General features: G+C 61.5%; 21 protein-coding genes. 6 read left to right on the top strand and 15 right to left on the bottom strand.

All coding sequences use genetic code 11. The features are described from left to right. Positions 1-31: 31 nt before the first annotated feature. The 6 genes from EOS_RS47820 to EOS_RS37320 form a co-directional block, all read right to left on the bottom strand. Positions 32-409 (bottom strand): hypothetical protein, encoded by a 378-nt coding sequence (locus EOS_RS47820; RefSeq protein WP_200908747.1) that lies wholly within the window; start codon positions 407-409, stop codon positions 32-34. Next, a complete protein-coding gene (locus EOS_RS37340; RefSeq protein ID WP_200908746.1) occupies positions 375-1,091 on the bottom strand; it encodes an NADH-quinone oxidoreductase subunit B family protein in 717 nt (238 codons plus the stop codon). The genes EOS_RS47820 and EOS_RS37340 overlap by 35 nt, the downstream gene beginning before the upstream one ends. 622 nt (positions 1,092-1,713) lie before the next feature. Next, complete coding sequence (locus EOS_RS37335) at positions 1,714-3,570, bottom strand: feruloyl-CoA synthase (RefSeq protein ID WP_047897245.1); 1,857 nt, start codon at positions 3,568-3,570, stop codon at positions 1,714-1,716. 115 nt (positions 3,571-3,685) lie between these two features. Continuing rightward, positions 3,686-4,603 (bottom strand): BKACE family enzyme, encoded by a 918-nt coding sequence (locus EOS_RS37330; RefSeq protein WP_047897244.1) that lies wholly within the window; start codon positions 4,601-4,603, stop codon positions 3,686-3,688. A 42-nt stretch (positions 4,604-4,645) separates the two neighbouring features. Continuing rightward, on the bottom strand, positions 4,646-5,593 hold the full coding sequence (locus tag EOS_RS37325; protein ID WP_047897243.1) for a 3-hydroxyacyl-CoA dehydrogenase NAD-binding domain-containing protein: 948 nt from the start codon (positions 5,591-5,593) through the stop codon (positions 4,646-4,648). Then, on the bottom strand, positions 5,590-6,366 hold the full coding sequence (locus EOS_RS37320) for a crotonase/enoyl-CoA hydratase family protein (RefSeq protein ID WP_047897242.1): 777 nt from the start codon (positions 6,364-6,366) through the stop codon (positions 5,590-5,592). Before EOS_RS37320 ends, EOS_RS37325 begins: the two co-directional genes overlap by 4 nt. A gap of 269 nt (positions 6,367-6,635) precedes the next feature. On the opposite strand from EOS_RS37320, the gene EOS_RS37315 reads away from it, so the two are divergent. From EOS_RS37315 to EOS_RS37305, 3 genes are all read left to right on the top strand, one after another. Beyond that, positions 6,636-7,547, top strand: a complete 912-nt coding sequence (locus tag EOS_RS37315) for a helix-turn-helix transcriptional regulator (protein WP_047897241.1) — start codon at positions 6,636-6,638, stop codon at positions 7,545-7,547. Positions 7,548-8,031: 484 nt separating this feature from the next. Beyond that, positions 8,032-8,940: a glycosyltransferase family 9 protein gene (locus EOS_RS37310; RefSeq protein ID WP_047897240.1), complete on the top strand. Its 909-nt coding sequence runs from the start codon at positions 8,032-8,034 to the stop codon at positions 8,938-8,940. Beyond that, the gene (locus tag EOS_RS37305; RefSeq protein WP_047897239.1) at positions 8,937-9,851 is read left to right on the top strand and encodes a glycosyltransferase family 9 protein; all 915 of its coding nucleotides are present in this window, start codon (positions 8,937-8,939) and stop codon (positions 9,849-9,851) included. Before EOS_RS37310 ends, EOS_RS37305 begins: the two co-directional genes overlap by 4 nt. Positions 9,852-10,434: 583 nt before the next feature. On the opposite strand, the gene EOS_RS37300 is transcribed toward EOS_RS37305, so the two are convergent. Together EOS_RS37300 and EOS_RS46720 are read right to left on the bottom strand one after the other, a co-directional pair. After that, positions 10,435-11,238: a winged helix-turn-helix domain-containing protein gene (locus EOS_RS37300; protein ID WP_053064180.1), complete on the bottom strand. Its 804-nt coding sequence runs from the start codon at positions 11,236-11,238 to the stop codon at positions 10,435-10,437. Between the two features lie 71 nt (positions 11,239-11,309). Beyond that, positions 11,310-11,675, bottom strand: a complete 366-nt coding sequence (locus EOS_RS46720; protein WP_063177470.1) for a DUF2866 domain-containing protein — start codon at positions 11,673-11,675, stop codon at positions 11,310-11,312. 190 nt (positions 11,676-11,865) lie between these two features. Here EOS_RS46720 and EOS_RS37290 point away from each other — a divergent pair, with 190 nt between their 5' ends. Together EOS_RS37290 and EOS_RS37285 are read left to right on the top strand one after the other, a co-directional pair. Then, positions 11,866-13,677, top strand: coding sequence for an ATP-binding protein (locus EOS_RS37290; RefSeq protein ID WP_235443089.1), 1,812 nt, complete (start codon positions 11,866-11,868; stop codon positions 13,675-13,677). Next, a complete protein-coding gene (locus tag EOS_RS37285; RefSeq protein ID WP_047897238.1) occupies positions 13,674-14,366 on the top strand; it encodes a response regulator in 693 nt (230 codons plus the stop codon). The genes EOS_RS37290 and EOS_RS37285 overlap by 4 nt, the downstream gene beginning before the upstream one ends. 54 nt (positions 14,367-14,420) lie before the next feature. Here the strand turns inward: EOS_RS37285 and denD are convergent, their stop codons facing one another. The 7 genes from denD to EOS_RS37250 are packed head-to-tail and all read right to left on the bottom strand — an operon-like array spanning position 14,421 to position 21,157. Then, a complete protein-coding gene (gene denD / locus EOS_RS37280; RefSeq protein WP_047897237.1) occupies positions 14,421-15,380 on the bottom strand; it encodes a D-erythronate dehydrogenase in 960 nt (319 codons plus the stop codon). A gap of 7 nt (positions 15,381-15,387) precedes the next feature. Continuing rightward, entirely contained in the window at positions 15,388-16,185 is a 798-nt protein-coding gene (gene otnI, locus EOS_RS37275) for a 2-oxo-tetronate isomerase (protein ID WP_047897236.1), read from the bottom strand. Positions 16,186-16,207: 22 nt separating this feature from the next. Next, on the bottom strand, positions 16,208-17,545 hold the full coding sequence (locus tag EOS_RS37270) for an MFS transporter (protein ID WP_047897235.1): 1,338 nt from the start codon (positions 17,543-17,545) through the stop codon (positions 16,208-16,210). Between the two features lie 50 nt (positions 17,546-17,595). Then, on the bottom strand, positions 17,596-18,249 hold the full coding sequence (gene otnC / locus EOS_RS37265) for a 3-oxo-tetronate 4-phosphate decarboxylase (protein WP_047897234.1): 654 nt from the start codon (positions 18,247-18,249) through the stop codon (positions 17,596-17,598). A gap of 2 nt (positions 18,250-18,251) precedes the next feature. Then, positions 18,252-19,526 (bottom strand): 3-oxo-tetronate kinase, encoded by a 1,275-nt coding sequence (otnK, locus tag EOS_RS37260; protein ID WP_047897233.1) that lies wholly within the window; start codon positions 19,524-19,526, stop codon positions 18,252-18,254. Beyond that, a complete protein-coding gene (ltnD, locus tag EOS_RS37255; protein ID WP_047897232.1) occupies positions 19,526-20,428 on the bottom strand; it encodes an L-threonate dehydrogenase in 903 nt (300 codons plus the stop codon). The genes otnK and ltnD overlap by 1 nt, the downstream gene beginning before the upstream one ends. Positions 20,429-20,452: 24 nt before the next feature. Further along, entirely contained in the window at positions 20,453-21,157 is a 705-nt protein-coding gene (locus tag EOS_RS37250; RefSeq protein ID WP_047897231.1) for a FadR/GntR family transcriptional regulator, read from the bottom strand. A 318-nt stretch (positions 21,158-21,475) separates the two neighbouring features. Between EOS_RS37250 and EOS_RS37245 the strand changes: the two genes are divergently transcribed. Then, positions 21,476-21,952, top strand: a 477-nt coding sequence (locus tag EOS_RS37245) for a DMT family transporter (protein WP_047897303.1), incomplete at its 3' end; no start/stop codon positions are given.

Here is a 21,952-nt window from a genome sequence, read left to right as displayed (position 1 = left end):
GCGGCGGTTTCCATGTGTTCCGCGCAGCCGTTCAGCGACGATAGCCAGTCGTCAGCTCAGGACGGTTATGCCGCCATTTAGGTTCATCGTTGATGGTCGTATTGGTGAGCTTGCGCAAACTTCGAATCAGCCCGCCATAAGACTTGATGAGATTCGATGACAGGACCGCGCCGGGTGGCTGGTCCATGAACGGCATGAACTTGTCCGGGAACCCCGGCATCGTGCAGCCGATGCAGATTCCGCCCACGTTCGGACAGCCTCCAACGCCGTTGATCCAGCCGCGCTTCGGCACGTTGCAGTTGACCACCGGTCCCCAGCATCCCAGCTTGACAATACAGTTCGGACTCCCATATTCCGTCGCGAACAGCGCCTGCTCATAGGAGCCCGCGCGGTCGCAGCCATCGTGCACGGTACGCGTAAACAGCCACTTCGGACGTAGCGCGGCATCGAGCGGAATCATGGGCGCGAGACCTGCAAGTTGATAAAGCAGGTACAGCAGCGTCTCCATAAAAATTGTCCGGCTGCACCGGACAACCGGGAACGTTGACGATAGGCAAGCCCGCTTTCGATTTCCAGTCCCAGCCGAGATAGTCCGCCAGGCCCATGCAACCCGTGGGATTGCCTTCCATCGCATGAATGCCGCCGTAAGTCGCGCACGTACCTGCGCCGACGACGGCCAGCGCCTTGGGCGCGAGGCGATCGAGCCACTGCGGAATCGTGATGGGTTCGTGCGTGTCGGGATCCGTTCCCATGGCGGCCCAGTACCCTTCGCGATTAATTTTTTCGTTCGGAATCGAGCCTTCCATGACGAGCACGAAGTTGTCCATCTCACCCCGCGCCGCAGCATGAAACGGGGCCATGAACTCCGCGCCGTTTTCATACGCCAGCACCGGGTTGTGCAGATGCACCTTCGGCAGTCCAGGGATTGCGCCGAGCAGCACGTCTTCAATGCTGGGCTGCGTAGCGGCGGTAATAGATACTGAATCGCCGTCGCAACCGAGGCCCGCGGTAATCCACAGGATGTGTACTTCCTTCAGTGCAGGGGCGTGCTGAGTTTTGCGGCCATACGGAATGGCGCTTTCCGGATCCATGGCGGAACCTCCTCGCCTGCTGGCGATTTTGTGACACCCCCGCGGATTGCAACGTGTCTGTTGCCGGCCGTGGCGGGGACCCGCCTTGCGCGAATAGATCAAGCACGGCGATCGATCGATGCCGCTTTGGTCTGTCTATTCGCTCGCCTTTCCGGTCTGCATTAGGCCGATATTTAAACCGCGGTTAAACACGTGGTTAAACAGTGAGTAAGCCGCAGTTAAACGTTTCGCCTGCATGACCGTGTTCTTTATTCTCTTAAATATAGTTCGTAACGCTAGCCAATCAACCGGTTTCTGCGAAGGTTTTCCCGGACCTGCGTCGAAACGCGCCGGCAACGCCCTGCCGGCTGTTTGAACATGCTGAAGAAATGTTTGTTCAACGATCTATTTCAAGCATCGCATGCGATGACATAGGTAGAACAGGGCGCGACACGGGCATCCTTTTTCATTGCCCGATCGCGCCCTCCCTACGCGGTAGTAATCACGTCCTTACGACGTCACGCAGGCCTGTTGTGTGTAAAACGTGGACAAGCCGTCCCCTTGCGACGCCGGATGTGGCTCCGGCTATCGCGATGGATGCGATCGGTTTCTTGACCTCCTTCTTTGCGTGCTTCGGTTCGCGTTACTCGATGACGATCACCGAGTCCGCGTGGGAGAAAAGCCGTTGCACTTCGTCTGCGCGCAGGGTCAACACAGCTCGCTGGTTGACGTAACCCTTGTCTGTAATCTCACCCGCCTCGAGCGAAGGCGCGCCGGAAAGGATCACAGCCCGTGCGGCGCGTTGCGATGTGCCGCTATCGCGTGCCATGCGACGCAGGCCTTCGAGCACGGTCTCGCGAACGGCTGGATGACGACCTAATTGCTCCCCCGTGCTTTCCAATAGAGGGAGGTCGGCCGCAAGCGCGCGCAACGCCTGTGTCGGGAAAATCAGCAGGCCGATTTCATCGCGGTCATGACCCGCGACCACCACGTCCAGGGCGAAAGGCGCGAGTGTGCCAACGGCTTTCAGTCGAAGCGTGCCCACCGATACCCATGTGCCGCTCGACAGCTTGAAGTCCTCTGCAATGCGTCCGTCGAACACCACACCGGCATTGGGATCCTCTGGATCGCAGAGCTTGCCGGCGTCGCCGATGCGATAGAAACCCTCTTCGTCGAAGGCGGCTGCCGTCGCCGCCGGATCGTTCAGATAGCCGGGAAACACCGACGGACCGCGCACCCGCATGTCGAGTTTGCCGGCGCAAGGCACGAACTTGAGCTCATTGCCGGGCGTCGGGACGCCGATGTTGCCGGCCACGTCATGATGGAAATGGACGCTCGTGACGACCGGCGAAGTCTCCGTGGAACCCCATGCCGATGCGAAGAAAACCGGTGCTTCGCGATGGCGCACGGCCACTCGCTCGAAACGATCGCGCAGCGCGGGCGGCAGGCTCGCCGCTGCATAAAACAACATCTGCAGGCGCTCGAAAAATCGTGCGGCGAACAAGTCGTTGGCTTCGAGAAACGGCGCGAGCGCATCGAAGCCGCGCGGGACGTTGAAATGCAGCGTAGGCGCCACGTCGCGCAGGTTCTCGACCGTGCGTTCGATGAGACCCGGCACCGGACGTCCATCGTCTACATGCAGCGTGCCGCCATTGCGCAGCACCAGATTGAAGTTGTGATTGGCGCCGAAGGTATGGCTCCACGGCAGCCAGTCGACCACGACCGGCGCTGCGCCATCGACGAAAGGCCAGCACTGCGCGATCATTTGCTGGTTCGCGCTCAGCATCCCGTGCGTGTTGATGACAAGCTTCGGCCTGCCCGTCGAACCCGATGTCAGCAGCAGCTTCGCGATATCGTCAGGCGCGATCCGCGCATAAGCCGCATCGACGTCAGAGCTTGCAGCGGTTGACAGCAACGCATCGAATGGCAGCCATCCAGCCTTCGGCGCAATGGTCGCGACGATCGGACAATCGAGCGGTGCAGCGGCGAGCGCATGGCCGTAAGCATCGCCGTCTTCGACGTAAACTAGCGCCGGATCGAGTTGCCTCAAGATGCCGTGCAGCTTCGTCATGTCCTTCGCCACCCGCGCATAAGCCGACGACACCGTCGCGCTCGGCCGTCCGACGAGCATGGCCGCGAGTGTCATCAATGCATGATTGATGCTGTTGTCGGAGAGTACGGTCACCGGCCGCTCGGGAGCGACCGTCAAGTCGAGCAGCGCCTGACCGATCGAGCGCGTTTGGCGCAGCGCATCGGCATAGGTCACCACGCGCCAGCTTGCGCTTTCACCTTGCCGGCGAACCCGTTCTGCGAGGAACGGCACATCGGGCGTGAGCATGGCCCAATGCACAAGCCAGTCGATCACGCTGCGCCGGAACGGCGCGAGCGGCGTACGCGAACGCAGCACGAAACTGCCATCGGGCCTCGTTTCCCGCGCGATATCGGGTTGCGCGAGCCCTTCGCGCAACCTGCAAATCGGAGCGCTCAGTTCAGGACCCATTGGCCACCTCTGACAACGACCAGCGCGCGACCCGTACCGCCATAGGCCAACGCTAGCTTTCGGCGTGACTGTGACATCGTTTGTCTCCTGCTTTATTGTTGTGGGGCGGTCGGGCTCAGCGCATCGCGAAGTCGGGGCTCGGACCGTTCTTGCGCGGCAGTCCCATGATTTCACGCGCTTCAGTTGGCGTGGCCGGCTCGTAGCCCATCTCGCGCACGAGCCTGACGATGCGTTCGGTCAGTTGCAGATTGGTCGCGAGTTCACCGGGGCCGTAGTACAGGTTGTCTTCGAGCCCAACGCGTACATGCCCGCCGAGCAACAGCGAGTTCATCGCCGACGGCAGTTGTGCCGGACCGATCCCGCTTACGCAAAAGATGCTGCCTTTGGGCAAGAGATCGACCATGGACTGCAACACGCGTGGCGTATAAGGCATCGCGTTCTGAAAGTTGCGATGAACGCCGAGTACCAGGTTGATGAAGAACGGTTCGTCGTCGAAACCCGCGGCTGTCAGTGCGGCGACGTCCTGCACGATATGCGTCGGACTGAAGACTTCCCACTCCGGTTTGATGCCGCGCTTTTTCATCTCGATGGCGAGATGCTTCGACCGTTCCGGCGACGTGTGCATGAGCAACTCCTTATCGCCGAATGTCGCGATGATCGTGGTCGCGTCGAGCGTGCACATTTCCGCGCCGGCATCCATGCCCTTCAGGCGCTCTTCCCACAGGATTTCCCAGTACCCGTTCGGCGCCTGCGCGATCATGTCGCCGTGCACGCCACCGCCGGTCGAGTTGTTGATCACGATGTCGCACTTCGCGCGAATCCGCGTGTTGATGTCGCGATAGATATCCGCGTTGCAAGTCGCGCCATCGTCGGGTCGTCGTGCATGCACGGCGACCACGCTCGCGCCGGCGTTATAGCAGTCGTAGACATCACGTGCAATTTCATCGGGCTGCGTAGGCAGGCTGGGATTCTGCTTCTTGCTGGCCATGCCACCCGTTGGCGCAATGGTCACTATGACTTTGGGTTTGCTCATGTTTGTCTCCGTCGAATGTTTTTGATTTCCAATGCAGCCAAGTCACGGGATCGACGCTGCCGCCGCCTTCGCGCGCAGCATCGCGAGGATCAGTTCGTCGCGCTCGGTTGTGATCTGTGTGTCGCTTCGGTTCGCCAGTTCGGTGTCGATACCGTCGACTACTTTCTGCTTGAGTTCCGGCGTCAGCACCGGCATGCCCAGGTCACCCCACCAGCTTTCGATCGGTCCGCCAAGGTGGTCGAGCAAATGCCGCATGCCACCCTCGCCGCCCGACAAATGCAGGTTTGCAAACGGCCCCATGACAGCCCAGCGCAAGCCGGGACCGTAGGCGATGGCATCGTCTATGTCGCTCACGCTCGCGGCTCCAATCGCCACCAGATGGAACGCCTCGCGCCATAACGCGGCCTGCAGCCGGTTCGCAATATGACCTTTGACTTCCTTCTTCGGATTGATCGGCCGCTTGCCGATGGCACGATAAAAATCGAGCGTCCGCTGGATCGTTTCTGCCGATGTCCGCCTCCCGCCGATCACTTCAACCAGCGGAATCAGATGCGGCGGATTGAACGGATGTCCGAGCACCACACGCTCGGGATGGCGGCACGCCGCCTGTACATCGCTCATCAACAAGCCGGAAGAACTCGATGCAATGACGACGTTCTGGTCGAGCGCTGCATCCATGCGCGCGAACAACGCGAGCTTCAGATCGGCGCGCTCAGGACCGTTTTCCTGCACGAACTGGGCACCTTCGAGCGCGGCTTCGAGCGTGTCGTGGAAGCTAAGATTGTCGAACGACGCGCCCGTTTCAAGCCCGCTTTCAACCAGTGTCGGCCAATGCCGCAAGACTGCTTCGGTGAGCCGTTCGCGCGCACCCGGAGCCGGATCGGTGGCGCTGACCTGAAGGCCCTGCGCGAGAAAATAGGCGGCCCAACTCGCCCCAATCACGCCGGTGCCAACAACCGCAACGCGCTTGATACCAGTCTCGGTACTCATCCCTGCCCCCTCTCCGGCGAACGGCCGCCGTTCAGGAACGCCTTCATCCCTTCGGGCGCATCCTGACTGCTTTGCGTCAACGCGGCGGTCAGCGACTCGGTGAACAAACCCTCGCTCATTGACATGTCCTGAATCCGCGCCACCGCATTGATTGCGGCCCAGTTCGATAACCGCGCATTCGCTGCCACCTGCGCGACGAGTTCTGCTGCCATCTGCCGCCCGCCACCCGGCTCGGCGAGGTAATGCGCGAGACCCAGACGATGCCCATCGGCGGCGGAATATTTGCGGCCTGTCAGCATCATTTCGGTCATGCGATCCGCGCCGATCACGCGGGCAAGACGCACCGACGCGCCGCCGCCCACGAAAATCCCGCGCTGCGCTTCCGGCAACTGGAAAAACGCGTCCACTTCGGCGATGCGCACATGCGCGGCAAGCGCGAGTTCCAGCCCGCCGCCGATCACCCCACCCTGCATGACGGCGATGACCGGCTTGTCCGAAAACTGGATGCGTTGAAACACCTGATGCCAGCGCTGCGATGTGCGTAGTACCTCGATGGAGCTGCGCACACTGTTCTCCGCGAGATCGAGGCCGGCGCAGAAGTGCGCGCCCGACGCCGACAGGGTGATTGCCCTGACCTCATCGCCGAAGCTTGCAAAAGCGGCATGGAGCGCCTCGATCAGCGCGTTGTTGAGCGCGTTGCGCTTCTCGGGACGATGCAACTCGACATGCGCTATCGCGCCGTCGATTCGCACGTTGAGGAGTTCGTGTGCCATTCATTCACCAGGGTTGTTCGATGAACATATCTTATAAGATATTTTTTCATGAGCAATCGAAAAGTGAGAATTCGGCGTAAACCCCTAAATTTTGTGCTCGTTGATCCGTAAATGGATGATCATCTATCACCGTATACACGGATATATATCTTTTAATATACTTATTCATGACGCAGACCCAAGGCCATCCAGCGCATGACTGCGCCCGCATCGACCCCGAAAACAGCGCGACGCTCGCGTAAAATGCGGCTTTCCCTTCCAGAACCGATATGGCGACCAAGACCCGTGACGCTTCGCCATTGCCGACCACGAAGTCCGCGCAGGACACCCTGCTCGGCCATCTGGCGCGGCGCGTACGCATCCTGAGGGCGCAGCGCGGCATGACACGCAAGCAGCTCGCCGAACAGTCGGGCGTATCGGTGCCTTATCTGGCGCGTGTGGAAGGCGGAGAAGGAAACGTGTCGGTGGCGCTGCTGCACAAGCTGTCCGTGGCGCTCAACGTGCCCATGCAGGATTTCCTCTCCGATGCCGCCGCGCAGAACGCCGACCTCACCATGCTCGTGCAGTTCCTGAAGCAGCAGTCACCCGCCACGCTGGCGCGGCTGCGGCAACAGTTGATCTCGACGCCGGGGTTTTCGGGCATGGGTCATGGCGACCGCATTGCGTTGATCGGCTTGCGCGGCGCCGGCAAATCGACGCTCGGTGCGTTGCTTGCGGCACAGCTCGATGCACCCTTCGTCGAGCTGGACAAGCTGATTGAGCAGGAAGCGGGCATCGCGATCGGGGAAGTGATTACGCTCTATGGGCAGACCGGCATGCGCCGGCTGGAGCGGCGATGTATTGAACGGATCATCGATACCCATCCGCGCGTGGTGCTCGCGCCTGGGGGCAGCATCGTTGCTGAGGCCGCGACTTACGAGCTCCTGCTGCGCACGTTTTTCACCGTCTGGCTGAAGGCGCGGCCGGAGGTCCATTTCGCGCGCGTGATGGCGCAAAACGACGCGCGGATCGCCACGTCGGCGTTGCAGCGCGAGGCGCTGGAACACATCCACAGGATGCTCGATGCGCGCGAGAGTCTCTATCAGCTAACAAACGCGACACTCGACACATCCGATCTGAACGTGGACGAAGCATTGCAGCAACTGGTCGCGTGGACTCAGCCGGCTGCGGCTATTTCTTGAGCTACCGGTTCCTCGCAGATAGCGCATCCCGCGACACAGCCCCGTGCCGATGGTGTCATTGTGGGGCACCTTTCACCCTGCCCATCGCCACACCGACACGCCTCGCTTTCGTCCCCGAGGCCAGCGGCCCCGCACTATATTTATGTAACCAGCATGTAACCAGCGACCGGCATTTGCAGCCGCTGGAATCGCTCATGAGCGCCCCGTGGTCGGGGCACTTTGTTAAAGTACGCCTCGGGGTCGGTAACGCCAGCCGGGCCTGAAACCGCACCCACTTAATCAGCGCCAGACTCGATGGCCCTCCATCATAAAAAATTCTCGCGACATCGGTATTTTTTTGCCTCAGAATATGGTGCTCTTAAGTATTGGTAAGTTATGCCGTAACCCAAGTAATGGAGCGTGATCTTAGACTCCCTCCGGCTCAGGGATACAACTTGAGCGGAATGCACTCCCCCGACAGCGGAGCGCGTCGCCGGAGGCATATATGCCGCACGCAACCCAGCCACTTTCCAGCGTGGCATTGATCCTGTCTTCAGCGCTCGGCGACTCGCTGTTGATGATGACTGTGGCACGCAACCTTCGACTGAACGGTATTGCGGTCACGGTGTTCGGCCAACAGATCAATAACATGCGTAGCTGGTTTCCCGGCATCGACATCGAACCCGAATTGCGACTGGACGACTGCGCGGCAAAACTCGCCCGCTTCGACACGGTCATTCAACTTCACGCCAACAAGCCGTTCATCAATCTTGAAAGGCTGCATCCGAAAGTCCTCATCCTCGCCCATCTTTGCAGCGCCAATTCGACGGATTCCATGGCGGAACGCCTGACCCGCTTCTGCCGCGACGAATTGCGCCTCGCCCAGGTCGACAAAGGCAATGGCATCACGCCCCTGCCCGGCCTGCAGCACCGGCACCGCCCACTGCGCGTCGCGATCCATCCCATGGCGAGCACAACCGACAAATGCTGGCTGCCGTCCCGTTTTATCAGCCTGGCGATCAAGCTGCGCGACAGCGGTTTTGACCCGCAATTCGTTGTTGCGCCGGAAGAGCGCGAGCATTGGACGCATATTGAGCGCCTGGGGCTCACGCTCGCGGATCTGGGCCCGCTCGACCAGGTTGCCGCGTGGCTGTATGAATGCGGCTGGTTCATCGGCAACGATTCGGGCATCGGCCATCTTGCATCGAGCCTTCAGATCCCCACGCTCTCGCTCTTCATGCGCCGCGGCACGGCCCGCACATGGCGCCCGGGCTGGGGGGTAGGTCAGGTGCTGATCGGCAGCGCGTTTCTGCCGACTGGGCGGCTCAAGGAGCGTTACTGGAAATACATGTTGTCGGTCAACAAGGTGGCGGATGCGTTCGACCGGCTACGCGCACTCACTGCCAACGCATGAATACTCACACTTCACCCGCTCCTCGCGCCCCAGTCGGCCGGGTGGCTTTCGTCGCCTCCAACGCGATAGGCGACACGCTGGTTTCCATGGTGATCGTTAGGAACCTGATCGACCACGGTTTCGACGTCACCGTCTACGGCACCCCGGCGCATGCGCTGCGGCAATGGTTTCCCAGCGTGGCTATCTTTCCGCTTCCGCAGGAAAACATCGGAGCCGCGTTTGCCCCTTATGACACGCTCTTCCAGATGCAATGGAACCAGCCGCTGGTCGATCTTGTCGATGTCCATCCGCACGTACTGACGTTGCACGACGTGGAGTTCGGCGACCGTCCAGGCTGCATGGCGCAGCGTTTCGCCGATTTCTGCCGTGATGATCTGGCACTCACTGCACCGGTGCTGGATAACGGGATTACAGCGCCTGCGAGCCTCCAGCATCGGAGAAACGCCAAGCGCGTCATGATCCATCCCGAGGCCAGCACCGAGGACAAACGTTGGTTCTCGCATCGGTTCGTCAGGCTGGCCCAGCGCTTGCGCAAGCGCGGTTATGACGTGCAGTTCGTGATCGCGCCGCACGAGCGCGAACGCTGGCGCGACCTGGAGAAGTTCGATATCCCCGCGCCCCATTTCGCGAACCTGCACGAGCTGGCCTGCTGGGTGTACGAATCGGGGTGGTTCATCGGCAACGACTCGGGCATCGGGCATCTGGCATCGAATCTCGGCATTCCGAGCATCAGCCTGTTCCGGCGTCGCCGGGTGGCGGAGCGGTGGCGGCCCGCGTGGGGTCTCGTCGATGTGGTGCTGCCGTGGCAGTGGGTGCCCACCGCGTACCTGAAAGAGCGGTTCTGGCGGCACACGCTGACCTGCAACCGGGTCCTGACGGCGTTTGCGCGGCTGACCCGGCAGGCAGGTTAGCTCGTTCGCGGGGTGTTCGTTCGCACTCGGGGTTTGGTTTGGGGTTCTTGCGGTCGTGGGGCTGGGTCAATGCCGGGTTGGTGCTTTCGGCCTTAGTGGTCTGCGTGAGTTAGCTGTATTTTTTATCACTGTTAGCCACTGTGCGTGGCCGCCCGTCATTTCTTTGTCCAAAGCCCCTAGACCATGACGGCCTGACGTGCGCTGGTTGCCTCATTTCGTGGTGGGTTGGCTACGTGGACTGCGTGCCTATTTTCGTGGGCGGTTGTACGCGGATAGCGTGGGGTGAACCTGTGGCAGGTTCAGTCACTGGTGGCGAAGCGTGTGGGTATCCGTGTTCGGAGGTCGGGCTTCAAACATCCGTCAATCTGGCGAGCACCGTGCTATCAGGTGCCAGAAACTTCTAGCCTGCACGCTAGGGACACTAACTTGCCGACGGTTGGAAACGCGTTTCTTTGCTTCGTTTCTTTGCGTGTTTGCAAAAATGACGTGCCGCCACGCAAAGTGGCTAATAGTGATCAAGAGATCAACTAACTCACGCAGACCGCTAAGGTCGAAAGCAGCAACCCAGCACCAACCCCGCCCGCTACGCGTAGCTCCTGACGGCAGTGGCCCGCTGCCAAGCGGCTTCCGGTGGCATAACACGCGGCTCGTCGTCGAATTCAATCGGAGCGGCACCCAACCCAGCTGGGGTAAAGACATAACCCCGCCCCCTGATGGTCTGAATCAGACGAGGCCTCGACGGGTCCGATTCAACAATCCGCCGCAGCCGGCAGACAAGCACGTCCAGCGAACGGTCGCAGTGCCCTTCGCCGGCACCTCGCAACCTGTCGGCAATAACCCGCCGGGACAGCACCTCCAGCGGATGTTCCGCGAACAGGCACAGCAACGCGAACATGCTCGAATGCATGGCGACAGGCACGCCGTTGCGCGTCAGCCGGCGGGTGTGGAAATCGAGGACAAATTGGCCGATGTCGCACTGCCCCAGGGCACCGGCAAGCGCAGGCGCTTTGTGCGGCACGCGACGCAGCACGTTCTCGACACGCGACAGCAACTCACGCGGGTGACAAGGCATTCTCACGTAGTCGTCGGCACCCAGTTCGAGGCACACGATCAAATCTACCGAGCCCAGCGTGCTCATCGTGTCTCCGATCACGATAACCGGCGTGTCGTGGCCGGCCTGGTGCAGCGCCTGCAGCACCGCCGAGGCTCTCATGTCGGGTAAGCCGTCGCGCAGCACGATCAGCGCGGGGACGTCCTGTTCCATGCGCCTGATCAACGCGTAACCGCTGCCAAGCGTATGGACATCCTTGTAGCGGCTTTCGAGGACATCGCGCAGCTTCCCGTGGACCGCCGGATTGGCCTCGACAAAAAAGATGCGTGTTTTCATCTGTGTTTCCTGGACGACTTCCTGAAGGATTTTCTGAATTTCAACGAGCGTGCCCAACCATCGCTTTGCCGCTATACGCGGGGTAATACGACACGAGCGGGCAACTCCCGATCGTCCGTCACGAGATGCTGCGGGCCATTCCTGTGCGAGCGCATGCGATGACGAATCTCTTCTTCCGACGCGTCGCCCGGCACCGCGAGACACGAATACTGCCCCTCGCGATTGACCCATTCGACAATCCGGCAGCACTCGCCCCAGGCCCGCGGCAACGTGTCCGAGACGCGCGCGCCACGCAGCTTGATGACCCGGTGCGCACCGGTCGCTGACGCGGCCTCGGGCGCATCAGCCGCTGGCCGCGTATCGTTGTTCCGGGGCGATACCGCGCCGCGCCCGAAGACCTTCGATGGGGTGCGCTGAACGCTCGAAGCGGTTTGCATGTGTGTTCTCTCCAAAATCGGCGGATAAGTTGGCAGATAAGTGGCGTAGGTGGAATGACGCCATTGGCAGGATCAAATAGTAGTCAGGCATCTCGCACTGACGATGAACAAAAGAAGGAGAAATCGTGGAGGTTGCGCGGGAACGTCGCGGAAACGTAAAACACCCCCCTGTTTCCACTAGAATCCGCGAATGCACAGCGAAACCCATAGCGAACTACTCGGCGCACCCCTAGGCGGAGCAGCCGGTGAAGCGGCCCCAAAAACGCCGGCCGAACCATCCGGCGACCTGCAGGGCCCCGGTTCGCGCAACTGTCTCAAAGTGATCGGAAACCGCTCGCGGGCGGGGGCCGGGAAGTTTCGTTTCGGCATTACGTGGAAAATGTTTCTGGCGGTGCTGATTGCCTGCCTCGCCATTTCCCTGACGATGGGATATGCGCTGCGCCTGAGCTTCGAGAACGGTTTCCTGCATTACGTCCGTGCGCGCGACGCCGGGCGTCTGAACGCCGTCATGGCGAAGGTGACGGCCGAATACGCCGCTCACGGCAGCTGGAACTTCCTGCGTCAGCATCCCGAAGAATGGGTTGCGCTGCTCGACGCCGCGCATGACCAGGCGCTGCGGCAGGAAATGGTCGAGGCGCAGACGAACAAGCTGCCCAGTTGGCGCACCTTTCCGGGCAGCGCCAGCGTGCAGCAACTGCTTGGCCCCCTGTCGGGCAAGGAGGAAGGTCCGCACTGGGGAATGCGCCTGCCCGCCCCGGCGTTCGCCGACTCCGGCGTGGTGGCGAGCCACGACCGGGTCGACAGGAGCGTTGTCCTCGACGAACCGCCCTATGACCGTCCGCCGCCGCACATGCCGCCGATGGCACGGGGAGGACGCGGCGACCGTCAGCCCGCCACGCTCTTCGACGCCAACCATGATCTGGTCGCTACGACGGACTCCGAACCACCGCCCGACGCGATGCTCAAGCCGGTGGTCTACAACGGCAAGGTGGTCGGCTGGGTCGCCGCCAATGCGCCTAATACGCTCTCCGATGCCGCCGATATCGCCTTCCAGGCCCAGCAGGCGCGCGCGACCTGGGAGATCGCCGGCGTGGCCGTCATCCTGGCCGCGCTGGTCGCCATGTTGCTCGCGCGCATCGTGCTGGCGCCGGTCAAGCGGCTGATGATCGCGACCCACCGGCTTGCGGGCGGCGACTACACCACGCGGGTCGCGGCCGGGCGTCGTGACGAACTGGACCGGCTCGCGGGCGATTTCAATGTGCTCGCCGATTCGCTGCAACGCGCGGAGCGCTCGCGCCGGGACTTCATCGCGGATATTTCGCACGAGTTGCGCACCCCGCTGGCGGTGTTGCGCGGCGAACTGGAAGCGATCGAAGACGGTGTGCATGCGTTCGATCGCCATTCCCTGGCCTCGCTGCAAAACGAGGTCGCGATGCTGAACAAATTGATCGAGGACCTCTACGAGTTATCGTTGAGCGATGTCGGTGCGTTGAGCTACCGGAAAGTGCCGGCTGACGTCGGCCAGCTTGTCCGCGCGTCGGTCGAGTCGATGCGGGAATCGTTCAGGGCCAAGCAGATTGCGCTGAGCCTGACGCTGCCGGAGGCGTCCAGCGAGTCCCCTGCGGATGGCACGTCCGGCCTGACCTTCCAGGTCGATCCCGCCCGCTTTGTGCAGTTGCTTAAAAACCTGCTGCTCAATTCGCTGCGTTATACCGATCCGGGCGGAAGCGTGTGCGTCTCGGTGTCGGTCGGCCCCCGCGGCTGGCAACTCGATGTTCAGGATTCGCTGCCGGGCGTGCCCGCCGAAGCGCTGCCGCATCTGTTCGAGCGCCTGTATCGCGTCGATGAATCGCGCAGCCGCCAGAGCGGTGGCGCCGGCCTCGGTCTCGCGTTGTGCCGGGCGATCGTGACGGCGCACGGCGGGACCACGATGGCGCGGCCGTCGCCGTTGGGCGGCGTCTGGATAACGGCACATTTTGAACCGGAAGGAGGCGTTTCATGAGTACCGAGCGACGCGGCGTTCGAATCCTGATCGTCGAGGATGAACCGAAGCTGGCGGCGGTGATGGCGGACTATCTGCATGTCGAGGGATTCGAAACAACGTCGATCAGCGACGGCGCTGAGGTGATCCCATTCATTCGCACCACCCCACCCTCGCTGATGCTGCTCGACCTGATGTTGCCGGGACGCAATGGCGTGGATATCTGCCGTGAACTGCGGCAGTTTTCGACCCTTCCGGTGATCATCCTGACCGCGCGCGTGGATGAAGCGGATCGCCTGCGTGGACTTGAAATTGGCGCCGATGACTACGTCTGCAAACCGTTCAGTCCGCGCGAGGTGGTCGCCCGGGTGAAGGCCATTCTGCGCCGCGCGGCCCCCCCGGCTGTGGCCGCTGCACCGGTTGCAACGGGCCTTGAAGTGGACCAGCAATTCCATAGCGCGCGGCTCGACGGCGAGGAACTGAAGCTCACGCCGGTCGAGCTGCGCATGCTGGCGTTGCTGATGAAATCGCCGGGCCGGATCTTCCCGCGTGATTACCTGCTCAACCAGCTTTACGATGACCATCGCGTGGTGACGGATCGAACCATCGACAGTCACATCAAGAATCTACGCCGCAAGCTCCAGGTCGTGCGCCCGGACAGCGAGCCGATTGTTTCAGTGTACGGCGTGGGGTATCGGCTGGAGCTTTAGCGGGCAAGAGTCTCGTCCAGCGTCTGCGCCAAACGAGACGCCCCCCTCGATCGTTCAAGCAGCTTTGCTTTCTGCGATGAAAGCCCGAATGACGTCGCTGAAATTACGATCGGCCGCCAGTCCCAGCTTCTCGGCTCGCGACGTCTCCCAGGCACCCGGCCAGCTTCCCACGATCTTTTCGATCTTCAGGTCCGGTTGCCAGTCGATCAGCGAAGCGACCTCTTCCCCCGCCACTTCTTTCAATGCATCGACCATTTCCGCCACGCTGACCGAGAGTCCCGGCATGTTGACCACCGGCCATGTGCCGAGCGCCTCCTGCTCGAGTTCGCAACCAGCGATCAGCGACTCGATCGCCTTTTGCGGCGACAACAGCCACAAGCGAACATCGCCGCTCACCGGACACACTGCGCGCTCGCCATTCAGCGGCTCGCGAATGATGCCGCTGGCAAACGATGACGCCGCCGCATTAGGCCGCCCCGGGCGCACGCTGATAGTGGGCAAGCGCAGCACGCGGCCATCGACGAAACCGCGTCGCGAGTAATCGCATAGCAGCAATTCAGCGATCGCTTTCTGCGTTCCATACGATGACTTCGGGTTCAGCGCCGTATCGTCGCGAACCACGTCTGGCAGCGTGCCGCCATACACCGCGACCGAGCTCGTGAACAGCACCCGCGGCGCGTGTCCGAGCGAGCGGCACACATCGAGCAGCAGCCGCGATGCATCGAGATTGATACGCATGCCAAGGTCGAAATCCGCTTCCGCCTGACCGCTCACGATCGCGGCAAGATGAAAGATAGCCTGCGTGTCAGCACCAACGCACCGTTCCAGCACACTGCGGTCCGCGATGTCGCCGGTCTCGGCTCGCACGCGCTCGTCACCAAGATCCGGCGGACGCACGACGTCTAGCAGCGTGAGCCCTGTGATCGGCTTGCCCATCAAATTGCCGCGCTCGAGAAGACGGCGTGCCAGCCGTTGTCCGAGAAAACCGGCACCGCCGGTAATAAGAATTTTCATGGTGCCCTCACGCACGTTGCAGATAAGGTTTAATCCAGCCGAGTCCGTCGGATGTTGCTGCTTTCGGCCTGTATTCGCAGCCGATCCAGCCCTCGTAGCCGAGCGAATCGATGAGGTCGAACAAATACGGATAATTCAGTTCGCCCAGGTCCGGTTCATGCCGCTCCGGCACGCCCGCGATCTGGATATGGCCGATGCCCGCATGTGGGCGTTTCATGTCGCGCTTGAGCTTGACTGCGAGATCGCCCTCCACGATCTGGCAGTGGTAACAATCGAATTGCACCTGCAGGTTCGTTGCGCCAATCTCCTCGCAGATCGCCTGCGCGTCGTCCTGGCGGTTGAGGAAAAAGCCGGGGATGTCGCGCGTATTGATCGGTTCGATCACGATCGTAATACCGGCTGCACGTGCAGCGCTCGCCGCCCGTTCCAGGTTCTTAAGATAGACCGCACGATGTTTTTCGCGCGACTGTTCCGGCGTGATGAGACCGGCCATCACATGCAAGGTCTTGTTGCCGAGCACGGCGGTGTATTCCAACGCTTTATCGAGCGCACGCGCGAACTCTTCCTCGCGTCCCGGCAGCGACGCGATCCCGCGTTCACCCGCCGCCCAGTCGCCCGGCGGAGCATTGAACAAGGCCTGCGTGAGGCTGTGTTCGTCGAGCCGAGCCTTGATATCGGTTGCGGCAAAGTCATACGGGAACAGGAACTCCACGCCTTTGAAACCGTCCTTCGCTGCAGCGCCAAAGCGGTCGAGGAACGCGTGTTCGGTGTACATCATCGTGAGATTGGCGGCAAAACGGGGCATAACATCGACTCCTTGAATGAGTTCAGCGATTCACGAGCTTGGCCGGCACGAGCCACGTGGCGATTGCGCCGATCACCAGCATGCCGGCGAGCACGTACATGCCCGTCGCCGTGCTGTGCGTCAGGTCCTTCAGGTAACCGATCATGTAGGGGCTCGCAAAGCCCGCCAGATTGCCGATCGAATTGATGACCGCAATCCCGGCGGCCGCCGCGGCGCCCGACATGAAGGCAGTCGGCAGCGACCAGAACAAGGGCGCGCAGGTCAGTACGCCAGCCGCGGCCACCGAGAGCGCCACGATCGATACCGCCGTACTACCCGCGAACGATGCCGCCACCGAGAAGCCGACCGCCGCTCCAAGCGCGGGCACGATCAGGTGCCAGCGGCGCTCACGGCGTTTGTCCGCGCTGTGTCCCAGTACGTTCATCACGACGATCGCGACAAGAAACGGAATGGCGCTCAGCAAACCGATATTGAATGCTCCGCTCACACCCGTTGACTTGATGAAGGTCGGCATCCAGAACGTGAGACCGTATTGCCCGGTGACGAACGCGAAGTAGATGAGCGACATCCACCACATGCGGCTATCGGCGAAAAGCGCGCGCAGCGAATGTTTCGTCCTGTCGCCAGCATGCTGTGGCTGCGCGCTGATTTCATCTTCCAGCAGGCGCTTTTCGCGTTCGCTAAGCCACTTCGCGCTGCGGATGTTGTTGTCGAGATAAAGAATAGTCGCGATGCCAATCAGCAGCGCCGGGACCGCTTCAATCAGAAACATCCACTGCCAGCCTTCGAAGTGCTTGCTGTCCGAGAAGGTCTGCATGATCCAGCCAGACAGCGGATTACCAAAGATCCCGGCCACCGGAATAGCCGACATGAACACGGCGACAATCTTCGCCCGCCGATGCGATGGAAACCAATAGGTCAGGTACAGGATCACGCCCGGATAGAAACCCGCTTCGGCCAGACCGAGCAGGAAACGGAGAATGTAGAACTGCGTCGGTGTCTTCACGAACACGAAGAGTGCCGAGAGAATGCCCCAGGTGATCATGATCCGCGCGATCCATATCCGCGCGCCGATCTTGTGCATCAGGATATTGCTTGGCAGTTCGAATAAAAAGTATCCGAAGAAAAACACGCCCGCCCCGAGGCCGAATACGGTCTCGCTGAAACCCAGATCCTGCGACATCTGCAGCTTCGCAAAACCAACGTTCACACGATCCAGATACGCCACCACATAACACAGCATGAGGAACGGCACGATGCGCCAGAACACCTTCGAATAGGTGCGAGTGAGTTCTTCGATTTCGTAGCCAGATGCTACAGGCGTGCGCGAGCCGCCAGGCACCGCTTGGTCAGGGGTCATGCTTGTCTCCGGGAGGCAGTTTCGTGTTGGTGATTCGACCAGGCAAGGCGCTACCAGCGCACGTTGAAGGTCTTGCGCAAATCCTCGATGTCCGCTTCCTCGAGCGGTTCTGGAAGCGGTTCGTTGGTCGAGCGCGCGAGGAGCCAGAGCCGAGCCGTTTCCTCGAGCTCTTCCAGCGCATACGACGCGTGGCTGACCGATTTTTCCCAGACGACCGGTCCGAGCCTTTCGAGCAATACGGCGCGCACCTTCGATGCAAGCGCCGCAACTTGTTCCGCGACTACAGGGTCACCCGGACGCCGATAAGCAATCAACGGCACATGGCCTACCTTCATCACGTAGTACGGCGTGATTGGCGGCAGCACGTCGTCGCGACGCCAGACACCGGCAAGCGTCAACGCGACCAGATGCGTGGAATGCGTATGGACGACGCCGCGCGTCTCGCTATTGTTCTCATAGATCTTGCGATGCAGCGCCAGCGTCTTCGACGGCTTGCCGCCGGACACGTGATTACCCTCGGTATCGACTTTGGCAATGTCCGCTGGATCGAGGCGTCCGAGGCAGGCATCGGTCGGCGTGATGAGCCAGCCGTCGTCGAGCCGTGCACTGATGTTCCCAGCGGTGCCGACGGTATAACGCCGTTCGTAAAGACTCGCGCCGGTCTCGCAGATTTCTTCCCGGATGCGGCTTTCGATGGTCGTCATGATCAAGCGGCTCCGTCGAGAGACTTCAGCGCCTTCACGAAAAAATCCTTCGTGCCGAAATTGCCCGACTTCAATGCCAGCGCAAGCGGTTCTTCGCCGATAGACTGCGTCGCCGGCACCCCCGGATCGATCTGCGCGCCGATGCGCAGCGACTTCACGCCAAGCGCCTGAACGACCGCGCCCGAGGTCTCGCCGCCCGCAACCACGAACTTGCGCACGCCCGCATCGCGAAGCCTGCTTGCAATCAATGCTAACGCCTGTTCGACCAGATGCCCCGCTCTCTCAACGCCCAGTTCCTTCTGCACGGCCTTGACTTCGTCCGGCGTGGACGTGGCGTAGATCAGCACGGGTTCACCGGCATGTTTCGACGCGAATTCAACGGCCTGTTCGACCACGGGCTCGCTGCGCGACAACGCGAGCGGATCGATGCGAAAGCTCGGTCTCGTCGCCCGCCATTGCGCGACCTGTTCGTTGGTCGCCTTCGATGCGCTGCCCGCCAGCACGACCGATTTACCGTCGATCTTCGGCAGGTCCGACGCGTGGCCGGCTTCGGTCAACAGGTTCGCTGCGCGGAAGTTATTCGGCAAGCCAAGCGCAATGCCCGAGCCGCCCGTGATCAGCTTGAGATCCGAGCACGCCTCGCCCAGCACATAGAGATCGGCGTCCGAGACTGCATCCGCGATGGCTAAACGTACGCCATCGTTGCGGAGCGAGGTAATCTTGTCATGCACGGCTTGCGCACCCTTGGCGATCACGTCGTAAGCGATCAACCCGACCTTCGATTTCGTCTGCCGCTGCAGCACACGCACGAGGTTCGGATCGGTCATCGGCGTGAGCGGATGGTTCTGCATACCCGACTCGTTCAGCAGCACATCTCCCACAAACAGGTTGCCGCGAAAAATCGTGCGGCCGTTCTCGGGAAACGCGGGACAGGCAATGGTGAAGTTGTCGCCGAGCGCGTCGAGCAGTGCATCGGCGACCAGGCCAATGTTGCCTTTATCGGTGGAATCGAAGGTCGAGCAATACTTGAACAGGAACTGCCGGCAGCCTTGCGCGCGCAACCATTCAAGCGCGGCGAGCGATTGCGCAACCGCTTCCGCTGCGGGAATGGTGCGCGATTTCAACGCGACGATCAGCGCGTCCGCTTCAATCTTCGTATCCGATGCCGGCACGCCAATGCTCTGCACCGCGCGCATCCCGCCGCGCACGAGCATGTTGGCGAGATCGGTCGCGCCGGTGAAGTCATCGGCGATGCAGCCTAGCAAGGCCTTCGTCATCATTTGGCTCCCTTCGGCACTTCGATACCCGGGAAAATCTTGATCACAGCGGAGTCGTCTTCGCCGCCATGTCCGGCCGTCGACGCCATCATGAACATCTGGTGCGCCGCCGCCGACAACGGCAGCGGAAACTTCGACGTGCGTGCCGTATCGAGTACAAGGCCGAGATCCTTCACGAAGATATCGACGGCTGACAGCGGCGTGTAGTCCCCTGCGAGAATGTGCGGCACGCGGTTCTCGAACATCCACGAGTTGCCCGCGCTGTGCGTGATGACCTCATAGAGCGCCTCCGGGTCCACGCCTTCGCGCAGGCCAAGCGCCATTGCCTCGGCCGCCGCTGCGATATGCACGCCCGCGAGCAGCTGGTTGATGATCTTCACCTTCGAGCCCGCGCCATGAGCCTCGCCCAGCCGATAAACCTTGCCCGCGATCGCCTCGAGCACATCCTCGCAGGCCGCGTACGCCGATGCGGGACCGGACGTCATCATCGTCATTTCGCCGGACGCGGCGCGCGCCGCACCGCCGGACAGGGGCGCATCGAGCATATGCAGCCGAGCCGCTTCCAGGCGTTTGCCCAGTTCGACCGCAAAGGCAGGCGACACCGTCGCGCAGGCCAGCACGACACTGCCGGGTTTCATCGTGGAGACGGCGCCGGGTTGAGTGTCGGAACCAAACAGCACGGTTTCCGTTTGCGCCGCATTGACGACAACGGTCACCACGACCTCGCACTGGCTGCCCAACTCGGCCGGCGTCGCGCACGCAATACCGCCCTCGGCCGCGAACGCTTCGAGCACCTGGGACCGCACGTCGCAGGCATGAACCTTGAAGCCCGCGCGCAACAACGAACGCGCGACGCCCAAGCCCATTGCACCCAAGCCGACTACTCCGACGTTTCTGGACATTTCGTTATCCTTCGAATTGACTGATCAGCAAATGCCCGCTTCCGCGAGGCGGCGAGCGGCGTTGTATAAGTGGGTCTGCGCGGCGTTGCGCGCAGCCATGGGATCGCGGGCGCGAATGGCAGCTACGATCCGGGCGTGCTCCTCGCGGACCTGCCGCGAAAAGTCCTCCCGCAGCGCTTCGTTGCGGCGCGTAACGAGCGTGCCGGCCTCGAGATACTGGTTCAGAAAGGCAAGCGTGGTCAGGAAATACGGATTGCCGGTTGCACTGGCAATCGCACGATGAAACTCGACATCCTCGGTCACGCCGTCCTCACCTTGCGCGGCGGCGACATCGATCTGCGCCAGCTTCGCTTCGATCACATCCATCTGCTCGTCGGTCCGGCGCATCGCCGCTTCCGACGCAACTTCCGCTTCGATCGCCCGCCGCAACGCAAGGATCTGCACGACCGCGCCGGGCTCGACGGCTTGCGCGTAGTCGATACGCAGCGGCCTGATACCCGCGCGCTCGACAATAAACACGCCGCTGCCCTGGCGCGGCTCGACCATGCCTTCATTCTTCAGCCGCGATATGGCCTCGCGGATCACCGTGCGGCTCACGCCAAACTCCTGGGCGAGCACAGCTTCGGTCGGCAGCTTGCCGGTTTTCACGAAGCTGCCCTTTTCGATCTGCAATTGAATCTGCTGCGCGACCGTGTCGCTCAAAGCCTGCGCAGGAATTTTATCGAACATGCAGTCTCTGATTTGTTGGGTGATATGGTCATCATACAAATTTTGAAGATTTTCGAGATACTAGAGATAACCCTGAGGACGCGGTACATACCAGCGCCAATTCCCTTGCCACGCTTCCCGATCGTAATATTTCTCACATAACGGTGAGAAATGTTCGTTTGGCCGGTGTAAGGTGCACGCCTACGATGGCAGCCGTATCCAGCCGTATACGTATAGCCATATGACGTCTTCATTTCACGCCAGCGTGAACCATCCAGCCCTGCTGCGCCCTTACGATGGCTTCACGTCGCGACTCCACTGCGCTCGACGCCCACAAAAATGAATCCTATAAACATCGTCCAGTTGCTCATCCTCGCCGCCCTGTGGGGAGGCTCGTTCCTTTTTATCCGCGTCGGCGTAACCGACTTTGGCGTTGCGCCATTGATGGCGTTGCGCGTTGGCATCGGCGCGTTGTTCCTGCTGATCGTGCTGATCACGCGCAGGTCCGCCCGCGATGCTTTTCATACGCTGCGCACGCATGCGTGGCCACTTTTCGTTGTGGGCATCCTGAACTCGGCCGCGCCGTTCTGCCTGTTTGCGTATGCCGAACTCACACTGTCCGCGGGCGTGACGTCGGTGATCAATGCCACCACGCCTCTGTGGGGCGCTATCGTCGCGTTCCTGTGGCTGAAGGATCGCTTGACCGGGCTGCGCGTAGCAGGGCTTGTGATCGGTTTCGTGGGTGTGGTCGCCCTCGTCTGGAACCAGATGGATGTGGGCACGAGCGCGGCGACGGCCGTGACGCCGGCAGCGACC

This window comes from Caballeronia mineralivorans PML1(12), assembly GCF_001028175.1.
GTDB lineage: Bacteria > Pseudomonadota > Gammaproteobacteria > Burkholderiales > Burkholderiaceae > Caballeronia > Caballeronia mineralivorans.
The sequence above is the reverse complement of the archived record's forward strand: the minus strand, read 5'-3'. Positions and strand labels throughout refer to the sequence as shown.